Origin of the sequence: Solibacillus palustris, from assembly GCF_022549215.1 — a bacterium.
Lineage (GTDB): Bacteria > Bacillota > Bacilli > Bacillales_A > Planococcaceae > Solibacillus > Solibacillus daqui.
This window is the reverse complement of record NZ_JAKZFC010000002.1, coordinates 171,823-189,148: the sequence shown is the minus strand read 5'-3', so window position 1 is coordinate 189,148 and position 17,326 is coordinate 171,823. Positions and strand designations below refer to the sequence as shown.

Below are 17,326 nucleotides of genomic sequence, written 5' to 3'. Positions count from 1 at the left end.
TTGATATTTTCAAATATTTTATTGTAGACTTTTAAGTAAGTAATACGAAAAGCTTAATAAGTCAGATTAAATCAAGAAATTGGTGATGAAATGTACTATAACTAATATACCAGTTCTTTACAAATTGTTCATAATAATTAATAAGCTATCATATAAAACATTTTAATTAAGGGGTGGTATTTTGAATGAAAAACTTATTGAAATAGATCATGCACAGCTTTGGACCGAAAAAAGAGGGGAAGGTAGTATTCCTGTCATCTTAATTAGTGGAGGACCTGGAACTTGTAATTATTTAGAACCTCTTTCTACTCTAATTGATGAGGTTTGTGAAGTAATTATGTTTGACCCTAGAGGCTGTGGTCGTTCTAGCGATGATGGCAATGGGTATGATTTGGCGTCTTGTCTTCGCGATATTGAATGGATTAGAAAAGCGTATGGATTTAAAAAATGGTTAGTCATTGGGCACTCATGGGGAGCAGATGTGGGACTGGCCTATTCACTATTATACTCGCGCTCTATATTAGGCTATGTTTCTATATCTGGGACTGGAATACAAAATGACCGAGATTGGAAAGACTCTTACAGTCGAAACAAAATAGAAATTGGTGAATTAACACCAAATTTTAAGTATGAGGTCAATACGATTGTCCACAGATCCCTAATTGATTCTTGGAGAACATTTATAAAAAATCCGAACTTACTCAAAGATATTTCACATCTAGATTTACCCACATTATTTATCTATGCAGAAAATGATATTCGCCCCTCCTGGCCAATTAAACAAATTTCTGCGCTTATTAATAATTCAAAATACATAGAAATTGAGGGTGCCGAGCATTATGTTTGGCTTAGTAAAAAGATTGCATTAGCAAAAATACTTCGAGATTTTATAAAAAACTTCGAATCATGCATTACACGTGATATTAATTTTCCCTTTGAATAAGCATGTTAATAACAAAATTTAATTTACAACAAAAGCCTCTTACGAATTGTAAGAGACTTCCTGAGCTTTATCATTAAAATAATAGCCGATGCCGCTTTTTGTCTTAATCCATTTCGGTGAGCTCGGCTGTTCTTCAATTTTCTCACGTAGTCTACGAATATGTACATCGACCGTACGCTTATCGCCTTTCGTAAAATCGAGCATTTCAATAATATCTTCACGGGATTTAATATCACCGGGTTGTTCTAATAAATGCAACAGTAGCTTAAACTCACGCTTTGTTAACGGGATTTCTACTTCTTCCTTATACACTTTAAACATGACAAGATCCACTTTAAACGGACCAATTACCAGCTCTGATACACGTACTTGCTGCTGTTGCTCTTTTTCATAGCGTTTCAAATGTAATCTTAGACGTGTCAATAGCTCGCGGAATCCAAACGGCTTGCGAATATATTCAGTAGCCCCCATCTCAAGTGCTAAAACAGCATCTAATTCATCTGTTCTTGAACTAATCATAATAATCGGGATGTCAGATTGATAACGAATTTGACGACATATCTCTATACCCTCTATATCTGGTAATGTCCAATCGAGTATTATTGCATCAGGCTCGTATTGTACGAGCGCATCTAGTCCAAGTTTACCGGATGTTTCGATACGTACTTCATAGCCATCTTTGATTAAATATAACTGCAATAAGTTTCCTAAATTTTCATCATCTTCAACGACTAATATTTTTTTCGTCATCAATGATTCCTCGCTTCTCTAGTTTAAGTCAAATAACTGTCCTTTAATAAAGTAAGCTGTTGATTCGGCCATATTTGTAATATGATCGGCCGTACGCTCGACAAAACGATTAATAAATAATAGCTGTACTACTTGCTCCGTGTCTTGCGGATGTTCTGATAAATAATTTGTTAAAACGGCATAGTTTTGATGATTCTTCTCATCTACCTTGTCGTCTAATTCACCAACTGCTTTTGCAAGTGCAATATCTTCCTCGATGAAAGCCTTCATCGCCTTTTTCAGCATGTCCATCGAAATATTTTTCATTTCGAATAAGCTTGTTTTCGAAATGACCGACTCTGTTTTACTAATTTTTATTGTCGCTTTTGCAGTGTTTACAGCAAAGTCTGCGATACGCTCGATATCTGAAGACATTTTAATCATGCTAACAATGCGACGAAGATCTCTAGCAACTGGCTGCTCTTTTGCCATTAACCAAATTGCCATTTGATTGATTTCATTTTCAAGCTCATCAATGTAGGCATCTCCCTCAATGACATCAAGTGCAACTGTCATATCTTGCTCCTGTAATGCTTTAAACGCCTTTTCCGTCGCTATAACAGTTAAATCTACCATTTTAACCATTTTATTTTGTAGCTCAAGCATATTTTTTTCAAAGTTTTCACGAATCATGTCCTAGCTCCCCCCTATTATCCGAAACGACCTGTTACATAGTCTTCTGTGCGTTGATCTTTAGGTGTTGAGAAAATAATATTTGTATCATCAAATTCCACAACCTCACCATTTAAGAAAAATGCCGTTTTGTCACTAATACGCGCCGCTTGTTGCATGTTGTGCGTTACTATGACGATTGTATAATCCTTTTTCATTTGTGTAATTAGTTCTTCTACCTTTAACGTTGAAATTGGGTCAAGTGCTGAAGTGGGCTCGTCCATTAAAATGACATCTGGCTTCATTGCAATAGCACGTGCGATACAAATACGCTGTTGCTGACCGCCAGAAAGGCCCAGCGCCGATGATTTTAAACGATCCTTTACTTCATCCCAAATCGCTGCACCGCGCAGTGATTCTTCAACAATACCATCTAATGTCTTTTTGTTTTTTATTCCCTGCATGCGTGGACCGTAAGCTACATTATCATAAATGCTCATTGGGAAAAGATTTGATTTTTGGAACACCATGCCCACTTTTGTTCGTAACTTAATGACATCATTAGATTCGTAAACATTTTCTCCATCAATATGAATATTCCCGATGACACGTACCCCATCAATCAAGTCGTTCATGCGATTTAGTGTACGTAAAAAAGTTGATTTACCACAGCCTGAAGGTCCAATTAATGCTGTTACTTCTTTTTCTTTAATATCTAAATTGACGTTAAATAACGCTTGTTTTTCACAATAAAATAGGTTCAAATCATTTACTTGAATTTTCGTTTCCTGTACATCTGTTAAAATTGCTGGCGAGCTGTTGAAAATCGCTGCTTCTGATACGGTCATAGTCATTGTTTTTGCTCCTTAATAATCTGCCTTGTTTAATTTTTTCGAAATATATGTTGCCGATAAGTTCAGTACTAAAATGATAACGATTAATACAATACCAACTGCCGCTGCTAAGCCAATATCACCCGCTTCTTGCGTTACTAAATACGAATGTACCGTTAATGTTCGTGCAGATGAGAAAATGCTTGATGGCATTGCTGCTACCGTTCCTGCTGTTAAGAAAATCGCTGCCGATTCCCCAACGATACGACCAATCGATAATATAATCCCCGATAAAATCCCTGGCATGGCACTTGGTAAAATTACTTTATATAATGTTTGTAATTTTGTTGTACCAAGCGCTAACGAGCCTTCACGATATGTTGCAGGTACTGTTTTTAATGCCTCTTCTGTCGTACGAATAATGACTGGTAAAACGATAATTGTTAACGTTAATGACGCCGCTATAATTGACATCCCTAATTTTAAAATGGCTACGAAAAATACCGCACCGAATAACCCATAGATGATCGAAGGTATCCCTGTTAAGCTTTCCGTTGCATAACGAATTATATTTACTAAACGACCTTGCTTTGCATATTCATGTAGGTAAACCGCCGCTAAAATCCCGATTGGCGTTGCAATCACTAATGAAATTAAAATGGTTAAAATTGTCGTTACAATCATTGGGAAAATCCCACCGTCACCTGATGGCGAATAATCTCCAAAAATAAAGTCAAAGCTTATATATGAAAATCCTTTATAAAAAATATAACCAACAATGACAACTAATACTGCGACTGACACAAAAGCTGAAGCCCATAATAAGCCGCGCAATATATTATCTTTTGTTTGACGCATATTACTTAGCTCCCTTCGCTGTAATGCGGGATAGTACAAAGTTTAATAGTAAGATAAATGAGAATAACACAATCCCTGTTGCAAATAGCATTTCCTGGTGTGTTCCTGCTGCGTAACCCATTTCAAGTGCAATATTCGTCGTCAATGGACGCACAGAATCGGTTAAGCTTGTCGGGATAATAAGTGAGTTTCCGGCCACTAAAATAACGGCCATCGTTTCGCCTAACGCGCGCCCTAAACCAAGCACAATCGCAGCCATAATCCCTGATTTTGCTGCCGGTACAACGACTTTAAAAATCGTACCAATTTGCGATACACCTAGTGCTAGAGAGCCTTCACGATATGTTTTCGGCACCGCACGAATTGCTGTTTCAGCTACTGTAACAATCGTTGGTAGCATCATGATTGCTAACACTAAAATCACCGCAATCAAGCTTTGTCCACGTGCTAAGCCTAAGTTATTTTGTAAAAAAGGTACGATAATCGCTAAACCGAACACCCCGTATAACACCGATGGAATCCCTGCTAATAATTGAATAGCGGGTGAAACAATTTTCGCTACTGACTTTGGTGCAATTTCTGCTAAAAAAATCGCTGTCAGTAAGCCCACTGGTACCCCAATAATAAGTGCGCCAATCGTTGCATAAATCGATGCGACAATCATTGGGAAAATCCCGAATTTATCTTCTGATGGAACCCAATCACTTCCAAAGATGAAATCTAAGAAACTATAACCACCTGTTACAAATGGGTTTGCCCCTTTATAAAATACGAAGCCTACGATAAGTAGTAGACTTACTACTGAAAGTAATGCACAGGCTAAGAAAATTTTTGATGATAAGCTTTCTAAAAAGTATTTACGTTTATTACCTTTACTTATTTGCTGTTGTACGTCATATTCTCTTTGTGTTGTCACAGCTTTGTCCTCCATGCCCACATTATTTCGTTAATGGAATCGCCCCTGCTGATTCCACAATTTTTTGTCCATCTGCACTTAATACATAGTCCATAAATTTCGTTGCTGCTTGTGGTACTTCCTTATCGTAGACAAATAAGAATGGTCTCGATAATTCATATTTCCCATCTAGTACATTTGCTGCCTGCGCTTGTACACCGTTAATTGCTAATGCCGAAACGGTTTCATCAATATATTCGAACGAAATAAATCCGACCGCATGTTTATTTGTTGCAACCGTCGTTTTTATATTTCCGTTACCACTTGCTACGATCGCATTTCGAATCAATTCACCAGATTCGTAGCCTACAATTTCTTGAAATGCATCGCGTGAACCTGATCCGTCCTCACGTGATACAACGACGATTTCCATATCCTTACCGCCAAGCTCTTTCCAGTTTGTGATTTCCCCTGTAAAGATTTGCTTCACTTGCTCCATCGTCAAGTCTTTCACTGGATTCGATGGATGGGTTACGACAACAATTCCGTCATACGCAATGACAAGTTGTTCAATTCCTGAATCGACTTCTTCTTGCTTTAAATCACGTGAACTCATACCAATTTGAGAAACGCCGTTAATAGCATTTGTTATCCCTGCTGATGACCCGATTTGGTTAATTTCTATTTTGACATCTTCTGTTTCTTCATATTTAATTGCTAATTTTTCTGCTAAAGGTCCGACAGATGTAGAACCCGAAATTGTGACAAGTTGTCCTCCTCCATCTGAACTCTCTGACTTCCCACCACATGCAGCTAGTAGCATAATTGTGATTGCAAATGTAATTATATAGATTGTCTTTTTCAACATGTTGCCATCCTCCAAGCATTTTCTATCTGCCTTAACAATAACGTTCAATTTTTAATGTTCTGTACGAAACGTGTAAACCTTCTGTAAATTGTGAAGAACAAAACAAAAATTGATAGAAAAAAGCATATTAATTTCAGAATAATCAATAAAAAACTTGGTTTTCTGTTAATATTTAGTGTATTTTTGTAAATACAATGCAAATTCACGAGGTTATTTTGTAATATATTCAATACTCACTTCATAAATATGGCGAAATGTTGAGCAAAATTTTGTGATAACTTTTTTATGTTGTGAAAGTTATTGTTCGCACATGAATTATCCGAAAAGTTTGTTTACATTGGATTTACAAAGATAAATTTTATTTACAATATTGCAATTGTTCTATTGAAACAAAAAGCAAATATATGTATTCCAGCACAAATACTGTATACTAATTAAAAAATTATGAAAGAAAGAAGTGAAAACGATGTTTTATACACCATTATTTGAAAAGGACGTACCAGTAATTCTTCTTCTTTCTTAACGGTAGAAGAAATTTTCTTCCGTTTTCGGACATGTATTTTACAAACGGAGGAATCATGAATGAATGAATGAATGAATGAATGAAAAATTAGTAGGCGCTCTATTTTTATCGCTCGCAGCAAGTATTTGGGGCGGGATGTACGTTGTTGTAAAGGTAGTAGTTGACGTTATACCACCATTTGAACTAGTGTGGATGCGCTATTTCATTGCGGCTATTACGTTACTCATCATCGGTTTCATAACAAAACAGATTTGGGCAATTGCAAGGAAAGATTGGTTAATTATTTTCATCGTGGCTCTCGTTGGGAATACGATCTCAATTGTGACACAGGAAATGGGCACGTTGCTTTCTAGTGCTCAAATGGGGGCTATCATTACTGCCACAACCCCTGCTTTTATGGTGTTATTCGCTCGTTTCGTATTAAAAGAGACGCTCACTTGGAAAAAGTGCTTTTCAATTGCGCTTGCTACAATTGGGGTTGCAATCATTGTTGGCAATGGTGCGATTGATAGCACTCTGCAACTTGGTGGTGTTTACTTACTCATTGCAGCACTTACCTGGGCATTCATGTCTGTGCTTATAAAAAAAATTCCTGCCAATTATTCGCAAATTGTCGTCACGACGTACACTTCAAGTATTGCCGTTATTTTATTGACCCCTATTGTTTTACCGAAACTATCGCAGTTAAATATTGAAGCAATGACACAGCCTTCGATTTGGGGAGGCTTACTATATTTAAGTATCATCTCTACTGCATGTGGCTTTTTACTTTGGAGCAAAGGTCTGCAACTCTTAAATGCTTCAAGTGGCGGCTTATTTTTCTTTTTGCAGCCGATTGTTGGTACATTTTTAGGCTGGGTACTACTCGAAGAAACTATTGGCTGGTCGTTTTGGATTGGAACAGTATTGATTTTTGTCGGGATATTTTTAGTAATAAAAGAAGAGTAATAATTACCTATCGTTGAAAAAGCGGCATATCAGTGCTATTTAAGTGTGGGGTTCGTTCAAGGGGGGCTGCTACTTGAAGGTCGTAAATTTGAAGATGAATATTTTTATTTGATTGAAATGGGCATGTTGAGAAGTGAATGGAATAGCAAAAAGTATTTCTACATGTGAGGTTATTTCCGAAAATAGTGAAAAAGGCTTGTCCGAAAAGTGATTTCTGGACAAGCACTTATGCGCCGAGGATAAAGTCGAATCCGTGACATCTTCCAGAGGCCCTAACCAATTTCAGCGGGGGGTTGGTCACCCACTGAAATAAGCTAAATCTTTCTTTAAATAATAATGCTCAAAATCTCTACCTACATTATTTATACTACCAAACACTTCGTAACCATTCTTTTTATAGAAATCTAATGCCTGAAAACTTAGAGTATCTACTTTAATGAAATCACATTTTTTACTTAAAGCAATTTCCTCTAGCTCTAATAACAATTTTGTTCCATATCCAGAATTTCTAAGATCCTCATCTACAATAAGGATATAAATCTCCAACCAATTCCAACATACGGCGCTCATAATTCCACCATATATTTTCCCACTATCATCTTTAATAAATAAACAGATTTCTTCATACCTATCTCTTAAGTCTATCGGAAAGTGTTTTAAATTAAATTTATACAGTTCATCTTCGAGATATTGTTTATCCGTTTTAGTTATCTCTCTAGTAATATGAAGTGACATTTGCAACTTTCTCCTTTTCTCCTACTAATTAATAAATTTAACTAACTTCTATAAAATGATGTAAAAACTTTCACTTTACTATTGTTATCCAGATAAATATCTAAATCATCAAATTATTTATTGATTAACCATGAACGTAACTTTTCTGCGTAATAAGGACGTTCATCAGGCATTGTAAAGACACCTTTTGTCATGTAAAGATTGTCACCTTCGTACCTTGGATATATATGAAGATGGTAATGCCATACGTCTTGATTTCCTGCTGGTTCATTATGTTGACGAGTAGAAATTCCATCACAACCATATGTATTTTTCATTGCAAATGCGGTTAATTGAGCTACACGATGAATTTCAGCAGCCATCTCTACCGGAAGTTCATAAATATTTTCAAAATGTTGATTGGGAACAACTAGAACATGTCCTTTATTGTTCGGCCACCATTTACTAGCAATAAATGCAGTAACATGTTCATTTTGGTATATGATATCTCTTTGTTTTGTTCCATTATTTTGTTTTTCTTTACCTGAAACAATTCGGCAAAATGGACATTCATAATCATTTGGCATATGTGTATGCAATTTATTTCACTTCCTTTCGATGATTCGATTTGACGAATACGTAAATACCAAAATAATCCTATTCTAATTATACAGAAAATGGTACCACTTTTTCATTAATAATTAAACTTTATTTAAACTCGATCATCTTTTTATAAACTGCACAATTATAAATAAAAATAAAAAACCGAAACTCCCTATTTTATATGATAGGGAGTTTCGGTTTAACTTTATTTCAAAGCTACAATTAATACGCTATTTTAAATTACAAGCCACATTTTAGCTGTGCACCACAGTTTGTACATGTGTTACAGCCGCCCATTTCTTCTACCGTACCTTGACGACATACTGGACATGTGTTGCCAACTTCCGACCCGATTGTTACGTCAGTGTCTGTTAATGGTTTAATTGTATCCACTAATACGACTTGACGCTTTACCTGTTCCTCGGCTTGCTTTAATTCTTCAAATTCTAATTGTTCATCACTATTTGCTTCTTCCGCTTTTAGTGTTAAAACTTGTGTATCACGAGAGCCGTCTACGTATACCGTTCCGCCTTTCGCACCGCCATTATAAAGACGCTCGTACACTTTTTGTACCTGCTCTACACCATAGCCTTTTGGTGCGTTTACTGTTTTCGAAATCGATGAATCAATCCAGTTTTGAATGATGCACTGTACATCGGCATGCGCCTCTGCTGAAAGCTCCATTGACGATTTGAACCAGCTTGGTAAATTATTTTCATCCACGCCTGGATTCGCCTCTAAATATTCTTTAACGATTTCTGCTTTTACTTCAATAAACTTCCCTAAACGACCTGAACGGTAATACGTGAAGCTGAAGTATGGCTCAAGTCCTGTTGCAACACCAACCATGGTACCTGTTGATCCAGTAGGTGCAACTGTTAATAGGTGTGAATTGCGAATACCGTTAGCAACTACGCCTTCGCGAATATGCTGTGGCATTTTTTTCATGAAACCAGTTTGGATAAAGGCTTCACGTAAACGCGCTGTTTCTTCTTCCGTATCACCTTGTAAGAATGGGAAGCTACCACGCTCTGTTGCTAACTCGATTGATTGCTCATACGCAGCAGTTGCAATCGTTTTGAAAATCTCATCTACTAGCTGGTTGCCTTCTTCCGAGCCGTACTCTTTTTCACAGTAGATTAGAAGATCAGCTAAGCCCATAACACCTAAGCCAACACGACGTTCGCCAAGGGCTTGCTTTTTATTATCCTCTAAGAAGTAAGGTGTCGCATCAATTACATTGTCTTGCATACGTACACCGACTTTTACCGTTTCACGTAATGCATCGTAATCAACTGTTTTTGTAACTTTGTTTGCAAACATCGCTAAGTTTACCGCAGCTAGGTTACAAACAGAATATGGTGCAAGTGGTTGTTCGCCACACGGATTCGTTGCAACGACTTGCTGACCATACGCTTTTGCATTTGTCATGTCGTTAGCATTATCAATGAAGAAAATACCTGGCTCTGCTGCATAAGTTGCACAAACATTAATTAAATTCCACAGCTCTTTTGCCTTAATTGTGCGGTGAGTGTGTACTGGGTAACCTAGCTTTTCCCACTCGCGAACATCGCCTACTTCATGCCATTTTTCGTTGTATTCAAGCATTTGCTGAGGTGTGTAATTCGCTACGTCTGGGAAACGTAATGGGAAATCCTCATCGTTTTCTACCGCATCCATAAATTCTTTCGTTAATGTTACCGAAATATTTGCACCTGTTAAGAAATCTGGGTTGTGGACTGAGTACGTACCACCATCGCGAAGCTTAGTTTCAGCATCACGAATAATTGCTTCATTAAAGCCACCAAAGCCTTCAATGTTTTTATAATTTACAATCCCTTGATACATCGCATCTTCTTGCTGAGTCAAGGGTTTGAATTTTAATTTTTCTTTTGCTAAACGAATGATTGATTCATCATTTGTATTTTCGATTAAATATCGCAAAATACGTGGATTTTGCATTTTTGAAATGATAAATTCCACAATATCAGGATGCCAATCAGCTAGCATAATCATTTGTGCTCCACGTCTAGAACCACCTTGTTCAACAAGATGCGTTAGCTTAGCAATATCATCCAACCAGCTAACTGAGCCACTTGATTTACCATTAACTCCGCGCGCTAAGGTGTTGCGAGGGCGTAGTGTTGAACCATTCGTACCAACACCACCACCGCGGCTCATAATTTCCATTACTTGCTTACGGTGATCACTGATACCTTCACGTGAATCAGCAACAAACGGCATTACGTAACAGTTAAAGAAAGTTACTTCAGTTTCAGAGCCAGCGCCATAAATAACGCGCCCTGCTGGTATGAAGTTCATCTTTACTAACTGTTCATAAAATTTTTCAAACCATTCTTGGCGTTTTTCCTCAGTTGTTTCAACAGCGGCTAAGCCCGTTGCATTACGCTTTGCAATTTGCTCATAATAAATTTCGAGCGGCTTTTCAATAATATCTAATGAACGTTCAATTATGCCTGTCGTTTGTTCCTCGCCTTCTAATACATGACGATAATCTTCTTCAATACGAATAGTGGCTGTTTTTTTGTCCTGATTAATAGCCTCGATAATTCCAAGTCCACGTGCTGGGAATTTAGGATCTTGTTTCACCGTTAAGACAACAAAATCTCCTGCTTTTAATGTTTTCTTTTCCGTATCTTTAAAAGAATAACGGTCAATCATGACAAGACGTGAAACACCTTTATGCGTAATGTGCATATCCGGCGTAATCGGATGCACTTGCGGAAATAGTTCAATATCTTGATTTAGTTGATTGACTGGGATGGATTGTTCTACAACACTTACCACCACGTAAGCCCCCTTTGAACGATTTATTAATTTTATAGTCCCCAACAAAAACGAGAATCAAACACAAGATATTGTGTTTGATTCAATAGGACTACCCTATATGTTGAGCTGGATTTATTTACTTAAAAAAGATTACAACATATATTTTTTTCAAACAAGGTCTTGATTTTTTTGAATTTCTGTTAACCTTACGTATATCAACGTTTCGAGACATAAAAATTTTTTTCAAAAAACTAAAACACATGTTCGTTTTTTATTTTCTATAATTCCACTCATCCGTACAATATTTATTTTTCATTAAATGTTCAACATATTGTTGTTGTGTTTCATTCAATTGATATGGTACAAGTTCAATATCAAGCGCTTCTTTAAAGCCATTTGAAAAAGCTTCAATACAATCCGCAATCGTAAATGGCTTATCAACAAATTGATTCATTGCTACTGCTTTTTCAGGTAATTTTTTTCGCATTCTCTCTTTTGCTTCATCCGACTCAAAATTGAACACGGAAAGTAATAGTTCTTCATCCAAATCTAGTAAAATAGCACCATGCTGCAAAATAACACCTTTTTGACGTGTTTGCGCACTACCCGCAACCTTTTTTCCTTCAACGACTAATTCATACCAGCTTGGTGCATCAAAACAAACTGCACTTTTTGGTTTCTTTAAATCCTCAAATTGTTCCTTCGTCTCTGGCACGCTAAAATAAGCCTCTAAGCCAAGTTTTTGGAATCCTAACAAAATCCCTTCACTAATAATACGATAAGCTTCTGTCACCGTTGCAGGCATATTTGGATAGCTTTCCGACACAATAACTGAATAGGTTAGCTCCTGATCATGTAACACTGCACGACCACCCGTAGGACGACGCACAAAGCCTAAATTTTGTTCTTTCACATTTTGTAAATTAATATCTTTATGTGCTCGCTGGAAGTAACCAATAGACACTGTTGCAGGGTTCCATTCATAAAAACGAATAACTGGTGGAATTTCACCCACACTATGCCAATCTAACAACGCTTCATCTAACGCCATATTATAAGCTGGGTGACACGGACCCGAATTGATAAAATACCATTGTTGTTTCAAAATTTCCTCGCCTCCAATTGTTCATTTTAACAAACTAGCTCGACTATCTCTAGTTATTCTCTTATAATAGAAATTACAGAAAGAAAGGGGCAATAACGCTGTGACAATTTTATACACAATTCTCGTTATCCTAGTTGTGATCGTTGCTTATATCGTGATCAACTCAATGCGCTTAAAAAAAGCCGTAATTAATTTAACACAAGAACAGTTTATCGAAGGCTACCGTAAAGCACAATTAATCGACTTACGCGAACCAAAAGAATTCGAAGCGGGTCATATTTTAGGTGCTCGTAACATTCCTATGACGCAATTAAACAACCGTCATAAAGAAATCCGTCCAGACTTACCAGTTTACCTATACTGCCAAAATACTGGTCGAAGTGCACGAGCAGCCTTAACATTAAAGAAAAAAGGCTACAGCCAAATTTACCAATTACAAGGCGGCTTTAAGACTTGGACTGGTAAAGTAAAATCTAAAAACTAATCCATAAAAACTCTCTAGCATTTTAGAGAGTTTTTTTCATGCACATTTATGAGTTTCTACTATTATATAGTTATTTCGTTAGAAGTCTTACCTGTGAACAAAAAAAAGAGCCAGAAGATTCCCTCTGACTCCTAAGTTTTTATTAAACTTCCTGTGCTACTGCTTCAGGTTTTGTGTATCGTAACACTGGTGTACGTGCAGCACGTGTCTCATCTAAACGGTTTACAACAGTTGTATGAGGCGCTTCTTGCACTAATGCAGGATTATCAATTGTTTCTTGCGCAATTTGAATCATTGCATCACAGAATGCGTCTAATGTTTCTTTAGATTCTGTTTCAGTTGGCTCAATCATAATCCCCTCTTCCACATTTAATGGGAAGTAAACTGTTGGTGGGTGGTAGCCAAAGTCTAACAGACGTTTCGCGATATCAAGTGTACGTACGCCAAGTTTTTTCTGACGACGGCCAGATAAAACAAATTCATGTTTACAATGACGGTTATATGGTAAATCAAAATGTTCTTCTAAACGACGCATCATGTAGTTAGCGTTTAATACCGCGTATTCTGTTACCGCTTTTAATCCGTCTGGACCCATTGAACGAATGTATGTGTATGCACGAACGTTAATACCAAAGTTACCGTAGTATGGTTTTACGCGACCAATTGATTGTGGGCGGTTGTAATCGAAGTGGAATGTACCATCTTCTAATTTCACTAAAACTGGCTTTGGTAAGAATGGAATTAAATCTGCTTTTACCCCTACAGGACCTGAACCAGGACCACCGCCACCGTGTGGACCAGTGAATGTTTTGTGTAAGTTTAAGTGTACGCAGTCAAAGCCCATGTCGCCAGGACGTGCCTTAGACATTACCGCATTTAAGTTTGCACCATCATAGTAAACTTTACCGCCGACACCGTGAACGATCTCAGCCATTTCTAAAATGTTTTCTTCAAATAAACCAAGTGTATTCGGGTTTGTTAACATCAAAGCTGCTGTGTCTTCACCAACAACACGACGTAAATCATCTAAGTCTACTAAACCGTCTTCATTTGATTTAATAGTAATTGTTTCAAAGCCTGCAACTGTTGCAGAAGCTGGGTTTGTACCGTGTGCTGAGTCAGGAACGATTACTTTGTTACGGTGACCTTCGCCATTTGCTTCATGGAACGCACGGATCATCATAAGTGCTGTCCACTCACCATGTGCACCCGCAGCTGGTTGTAATGTTACTTCATCCATGCCTGTGATTTCTTCTAATGAAGTTTGTAAATCGTATAATAATTCCATTGCACCTTGAGCTGTTGACTCATCTTGTAATGGGTGGATATTTGCAAACCCTGCATAGCGTGCAACGGCTTCGTTAATTTTCGGATTATATTTCATCGTACAAGAACCTAGTGGGTAGAAGCCTGAGTCTACACCGTGGTTACGACGAGAAAGTGCAGTATAGTGACGCATAATGTCTAATTCAGATACTTCTGGTAATTCTGCTACTTCAGTACGAACTAATTCAGCTGGAAGAAGCTCTGCAAGATCGAAATCAGGCACATCTAACGCTTCTAAATTATAGCCAACGCGACCTGGTTTTGTAATTTCAAAAATAAGTGATTGGTTTTCGTTAAGCATTGTAAGCCCCCATCTCTGCAACTAATGCATCAATTTCTTCTTTCGTACGGATCTCTGTAACTGCGATTAACGCATGATTTGCTAATTCCGGGTAAACGCGACCTAAATCGAAACCACCGATAATACCTTTTTCAATTAACTTTTTATTGATATCTGTAACGCTTGCATTTGTTTTCACAACGATTTCGTTGAAGTGCGCACCTTGATAAGCTACTTCAAATCCAGCTGCTTCAAAGGCATTTTTCGCATAGCGTGTTTTTACGATGTTTTGTTTTGCCATTTCTTGTACACCTTGTTTACCAAGTGCAGTCATTGCAACAGAAGCTGCTAATGCTAATAACGCTTGGTTTGAACAGATGTTAGAAGTCGCTTTGTCACGGCGGATGTGTTGCTCACGAGCTTGTAATGTTAATACGTAACCACGACGACCATCTTGGTCAACTGTCTCACCAACTAAACGCCCTGGTACTTTACGCATTAATTTGTTTGTTACTGCGAAGAAACCACAGTGAGGACCACCGAATGCTTCAGCGATACCGAATGGTTGTGCATCACCAACTGTAATGTCCGCGCCTAATTTACCTGGTGGTGTTAATACGCCAAGTGCTAATGGGTTTGAAGAAACGATAAATAACCCTTTTGCATCATGTGTAATATCCGCTAACGGCTGTAAGTTCTCCACTTGGCCAAAAAAGTTCGGATATTGAACGATTACACCAGCAGTTTGATCATCTACTAAGCCTTTTAATGCTTCGATGTCTGTTACGCCGTCTTTTGTTGGAATTGTAATAACTTCAATTGATTGACCATATGCATAAGTCGCAACAACATCTTTATATTCTGGGTGTACTGCACCAGAAACTAATAATTTTTTACGACGTGTATGACCTGCTGCTAACATACCAGCCTCTGCTAAAGACGTACCGCCATCATACATAGAAGAGTTTGCTAAATCCATACCTGTTAATTCAGCAATCATTGTTTGGAATTCAAAAATCGCTTGTAATTCCCCTTGAGAAATTTCAGGTTGGTATGGAGTATATGCTGTGTAAAACTCTGAACGAGAAATTACATGATCTACGATAATTGGTTTGTAGTGATTATATACCCCTGCACCAAGAAATGATACGTTTGATGCTGTATCTTTGTTTTTTGCTGCTAATTGTGCTAACTCTTTCATTAAAGCTGCTTCTGATTTTGCTTCTTTAATGTTGTATTGGCCTTTAAATCGTACTTTTTCTGGAATGTCTGCGAAAAGTTCATCGATTGTAGCAACACCAATAGTTGCTAGCATTTCTTGCTGATCTTGTTCCGTCATTGGTAAATAACGATGTTTCATTACATAACCCTCTTTTCAAAAGTTTTATTTATTACGTTTATAAAATGGTGTTTCAACAATTACTGCTTTTGCGAGTTTACCGCGAATTTCGATTTCTACTTCAATTCCGACTTCAGCAAATTTTGCGTCAATTAATACCAACCCGATGTTACGCTTTGTCATTGGCGATTGTGTACCAGTTGTCACGATTCCAATTTCTACGCCGTCTTTAAATACTTTATAGTCATGACGTGGAATCCCTTTATCAATCATTTCAATTCCAACTAACTTACGCGGTAAGCCCTTTTCTTTTAAATCGATTAATGCTTGTTGACCGATAAATTGTGGCTCTTTTGCTAATTTCACAGCAAAGCCAATTCCCGCTTCAAGTGGTGTAATGTCTTTTGATAATTCTTGGCCGTAAAGTGGTAAGCAAGCTTCAAAGCGTAATGTATCACGAGCACCCAAGCCTGCTGCTACAACACCTTTGTCTTTACCCGCTTCTAAAATTTTGTTCCAAAGGTCCTTGATTGCTGCTGGTGTACCGTAAATTTCAAAACCGTCTTCACCAGTATATCCAGAGCGGGATACAAGAACCGAATAACCCCCAACTGTTACGTTATCTTGGAATTTGAAATACTTAATAGTTGATAAATCTGTGTCCGTTAATGTTTGTAAAACTTCTTCAGATACAGGACCTTGCAATGCAATTTGAGCGTAGTCAGATGATGCATTTGTTAGTGTTACATCACCTTCAACATGTTGTTGTAACCATTCAAAATCTTTTTCGATATTTGCAGCGTTAACACAAAGCAAATAACGATTGTCTTCTAAACGGTACGTTAATAAATCATCTACAACGCCACCATTTTCGTAGCAAAGCGCACTATATTGAGCTCCACCAATTGCAATTTTTGAGATATCATTTGATAACATTTTTTGTAAGTAGCTTAACGCATCTGTACCTTCTACAAAAATTTCACCCATGTGAGATACATCAAATAGCCCTGCGCGATTACGAACTGCATCATGCTCTTCTTTAATTGATGAAAATTGAACAGGTAACTCCCAACCACCAAAATCAATTGTTTTGCCACCATATTTTGCATATTCATCGAAAAGCGGTGTACGTTTTAACTCATTTGTCATGTTCAAAGTCCTCCTTATTGTTATGTAATTTTTAGGTTATTAAATATTAAACCTACTGAAAAAACACTTTTCGTTCCAAATAATGTATTTCCTATGCGGATATGAGAGTTGAAAATCTCATATCCACAAAAAAAAGACAGACGAACCCCTTAACAAGAGATTCTCTGTCCTTGCACCTGAAAGTTACACCTATTGTTGAATTTCGATCACACAATAGGCTTTCCCCTTTGGTGGCTGTATTGTACTAATACAGCACTCTCCAGAGTT

Annotated in this window: 16 protein-coding genes and 1 riboswitch; of the genes, 3 read left to right on the top strand and 13 right to left on the bottom strand. The window is 37.4% G+C overall.

The window, feature by feature from the left end; genetic code table 11:
• The first annotated feature begins 181 nt into the window (after positions 1–181).
• A complete protein-coding gene (locus tag LZ480_RS07965) occupies positions 182–943 on the top strand; it encodes an alpha/beta fold hydrolase (protein WP_241368879.1) in 762 nt (253 codons plus the stop codon).
• A 39-nt stretch (positions 944–982) separates the two neighbouring features.
• Here LZ480_RS07965 and LZ480_RS07960 read toward each other — a convergent pair whose 3' ends face one another.
• The 6 genes from LZ480_RS07960 to LZ480_RS07935 are packed head-to-tail and all read right to left on the bottom strand — an operon-like array spanning position 983 to position 5,798.
• Positions 983–1,693 (bottom strand): response regulator transcription factor, encoded by a 711-nt coding sequence (locus LZ480_RS07960; RefSeq protein WP_241368878.1) that lies wholly within the window; start codon positions 1,691–1,693, stop codon positions 983–985.
• A gap of 18 nt (positions 1,694–1,711) precedes the next feature.
• Complete coding sequence (phoU, locus tag LZ480_RS07955) at positions 1,712–2,365, bottom strand: phosphate signaling complex protein PhoU (RefSeq protein ID WP_241368877.1); 654 nt, start codon at positions 2,363–2,365, stop codon at positions 1,712–1,714.
• A gap of 17 nt (positions 2,366–2,382) precedes the next feature.
• On the bottom strand, positions 2,383–3,198 hold the full coding sequence (gene pstB / locus LZ480_RS07950; protein WP_241368876.1) for a phosphate ABC transporter ATP-binding protein PstB: 816 nt from the start codon (positions 3,196–3,198) through the stop codon (positions 2,383–2,385).
• Positions 3,199–3,210: 12 nt separating this feature from the next.
• Positions 3,211–4,035, bottom strand: a complete 825-nt coding sequence (pstA, locus tag LZ480_RS07945; protein WP_241368875.1) for a phosphate ABC transporter permease PstA — start codon at positions 4,033–4,035, stop codon at positions 3,211–3,213.
• Between the two features lies 1 nt (position 4,036).
• Positions 4,037–4,951, bottom strand: coding sequence for a phosphate ABC transporter permease subunit PstC (gene pstC, locus LZ480_RS07940; RefSeq protein ID WP_241368874.1), 915 nt, complete (start codon positions 4,949–4,951; stop codon positions 4,037–4,039).
• A gap of 22 nt (positions 4,952–4,973) precedes the next feature.
• On the bottom strand, positions 4,974–5,798 hold the full coding sequence (locus LZ480_RS07935; protein WP_241368873.1) for a phosphate ABC transporter substrate-binding protein: 825 nt from the start codon (positions 5,796–5,798) through the stop codon (positions 4,974–4,976).
• Positions 5,799–6,396: 598 nt separating this feature from the next.
• Here LZ480_RS07935 and LZ480_RS07930 point away from each other — a divergent pair.
• Positions 6,397–7,269 (top strand): DMT family transporter, encoded by an 873-nt coding sequence (locus LZ480_RS07930; protein ID WP_241368872.1) that lies wholly within the window; start codon positions 6,397–6,399, stop codon positions 7,267–7,269.
• A gap of 297 nt (positions 7,270–7,566) precedes the next feature.
• On the opposite strand, the gene LZ480_RS07925 is transcribed toward LZ480_RS07930, so the two are convergent.
• The 4 genes from LZ480_RS07925 to LZ480_RS07910 all read right to left on the bottom strand — a co-directional run bounded on the left by LZ480_RS07925 (position 7,567) and on the right by LZ480_RS07910 (position 12,427).
• Positions 7,567–8,004, bottom strand: coding sequence for a GNAT family N-acetyltransferase (locus LZ480_RS07925; RefSeq protein ID WP_241368871.1), 438 nt, complete (start codon positions 8,002–8,004; stop codon positions 7,567–7,569).
• Between the two features lie 113 nt (positions 8,005–8,117).
• Entirely contained in the window at positions 8,118–8,582 is a 465-nt protein-coding gene (locus LZ480_RS07920) for an HIT family protein (protein ID WP_241368870.1), read from the bottom strand.
• Between the two features lie 244 nt (positions 8,583–8,826).
• Positions 8,827–11,394, bottom strand: coding sequence for a vitamin B12-dependent ribonucleotide reductase (locus tag LZ480_RS07915; protein WP_241368869.1), 2,568 nt, complete (start codon positions 11,392–11,394; stop codon positions 8,827–8,829).
• A 253-nt stretch (positions 11,395–11,647) separates the two neighbouring features.
• A complete protein-coding gene (locus LZ480_RS07910) occupies positions 11,648–12,427 on the bottom strand; it encodes a lipoate--protein ligase family protein (RefSeq protein ID WP_255731366.1) in 780 nt (259 codons plus the stop codon).
• 154 nt (positions 12,428–12,581) lie between these two features.
• Here LZ480_RS07910 and LZ480_RS07905 point away from each other — a divergent pair, with 154 nt between their 5' ends.
• Positions 12,582–12,965 carry a rhodanese-like domain-containing protein gene (locus LZ480_RS07905; protein WP_241368868.1) on the top strand — a complete coding sequence of 128 codons (384 nt, stop codon included), beginning with the start codon at positions 12,582–12,584 and terminating at the stop codon, positions 12,963–12,965.
• A 142-nt stretch (positions 12,966–13,107) separates the two neighbouring features.
• Here the strand turns inward: LZ480_RS07905 and gcvPB are convergent, their stop codons facing one another.
• The 3 genes from gcvPB to gcvT are packed head-to-tail and all read right to left on the bottom strand — an operon-like array spanning position 13,108 to position 17,059.
• Positions 13,108–14,592, bottom strand: coding sequence for an aminomethyl-transferring glycine dehydrogenase subunit GcvPB (gcvPB, locus tag LZ480_RS07900; protein ID WP_241368867.1), 1,485 nt, complete (start codon positions 14,590–14,592; stop codon positions 13,108–13,110).
• Positions 14,585–15,931, bottom strand: a complete 1,347-nt coding sequence (gene gcvPA, locus LZ480_RS07895) for an aminomethyl-transferring glycine dehydrogenase subunit GcvPA (protein ID WP_241368866.1) — start codon at positions 15,929–15,931, stop codon at positions 14,585–14,587. Before gcvPA ends, gcvPB begins: the two co-directional genes overlap by 8 nt.
• 24 nt (positions 15,932–15,955) lie before the next feature.
• A complete protein-coding gene (gcvT, locus tag LZ480_RS07890) occupies positions 15,956–17,059 on the bottom strand; it encodes a glycine cleavage system aminomethyltransferase GcvT (protein ID WP_241368865.1) in 1,104 nt (367 codons plus the stop codon).
• A 162-nt stretch (positions 17,060–17,221) separates the two neighbouring features.
• A riboswitch (glycine riboswitch) is annotated at positions 17,222–17,324 on the bottom strand.
• Positions 17,325–17,326 lie beyond the last annotated feature (2 nt).

Bases quoted from the DNA above. Each gene is read 5' to 3' on its own strand.
- LZ480_RS07925 (WP_241368871.1), bottom strand. From the start codon at position 8,004: ATGTCACTTCATATTACTAGAGAGATAACTAAAACGGATAAACAATAT.
- gcvPB (WP_241368867.1), bottom strand. From the start codon at position 14,592: ATGCTTAACGAAAACCAATCACTTATTTTTGAAATTACAAAACCAGGT.
- gcvPA (WP_241368866.1), bottom strand. From the start codon at position 15,931: ATGAAACATCGTTATTTACCAATGACGGAACAAGATCAGCAAGAAATG.
- pstB (WP_241368876.1), bottom strand. From the start codon at position 3,198: ATGACTATGACCGTATCAGAAGCAGCGATTTTCAACAGCTCGCCAGCA.
- phoU (WP_241368877.1), bottom strand. From the start codon at position 2,365: ATGATTCGTGAAAACTTTGAAAAAAATATGCTTGAGCTACAAAATAAA.
- LZ480_RS07910 (WP_255731366.1), bottom strand. From the start codon at position 12,427: ATGGCGTTAGATGAAGCGTTGTTAGATTGGCATAGTGTGGGTGAAATT.
- LZ480_RS07960 (WP_241368878.1), bottom strand. From the start codon at position 1,693: ATGACGAAAAAAATATTAGTCGTTGAAGATGATGAAAATTTAGGAAAC.
- LZ480_RS07935 (WP_241368873.1), bottom strand. From the start codon at position 5,798: ATGTTGAAAAAGACAATCTATATAATTACATTTGCAATCACAATTATG.
- pstA (WP_241368875.1), bottom strand. From the start codon at position 4,035: ATGCGTCAAACAAAAGATAATATATTGCGCGGCTTATTATGGGCTTCA.
- LZ480_RS07930 (WP_241368872.1), top strand. From the start codon at position 6,397: ATGAATGAAAAATTAGTAGGCGCTCTATTTTTATCGCTCGCAGCAAGT.
- gcvT (WP_241368865.1), bottom strand. From the start codon at position 17,059: ATGACAAATGAGTTAAAACGTACACCGCTTTTCGATGAATATGCAAAA.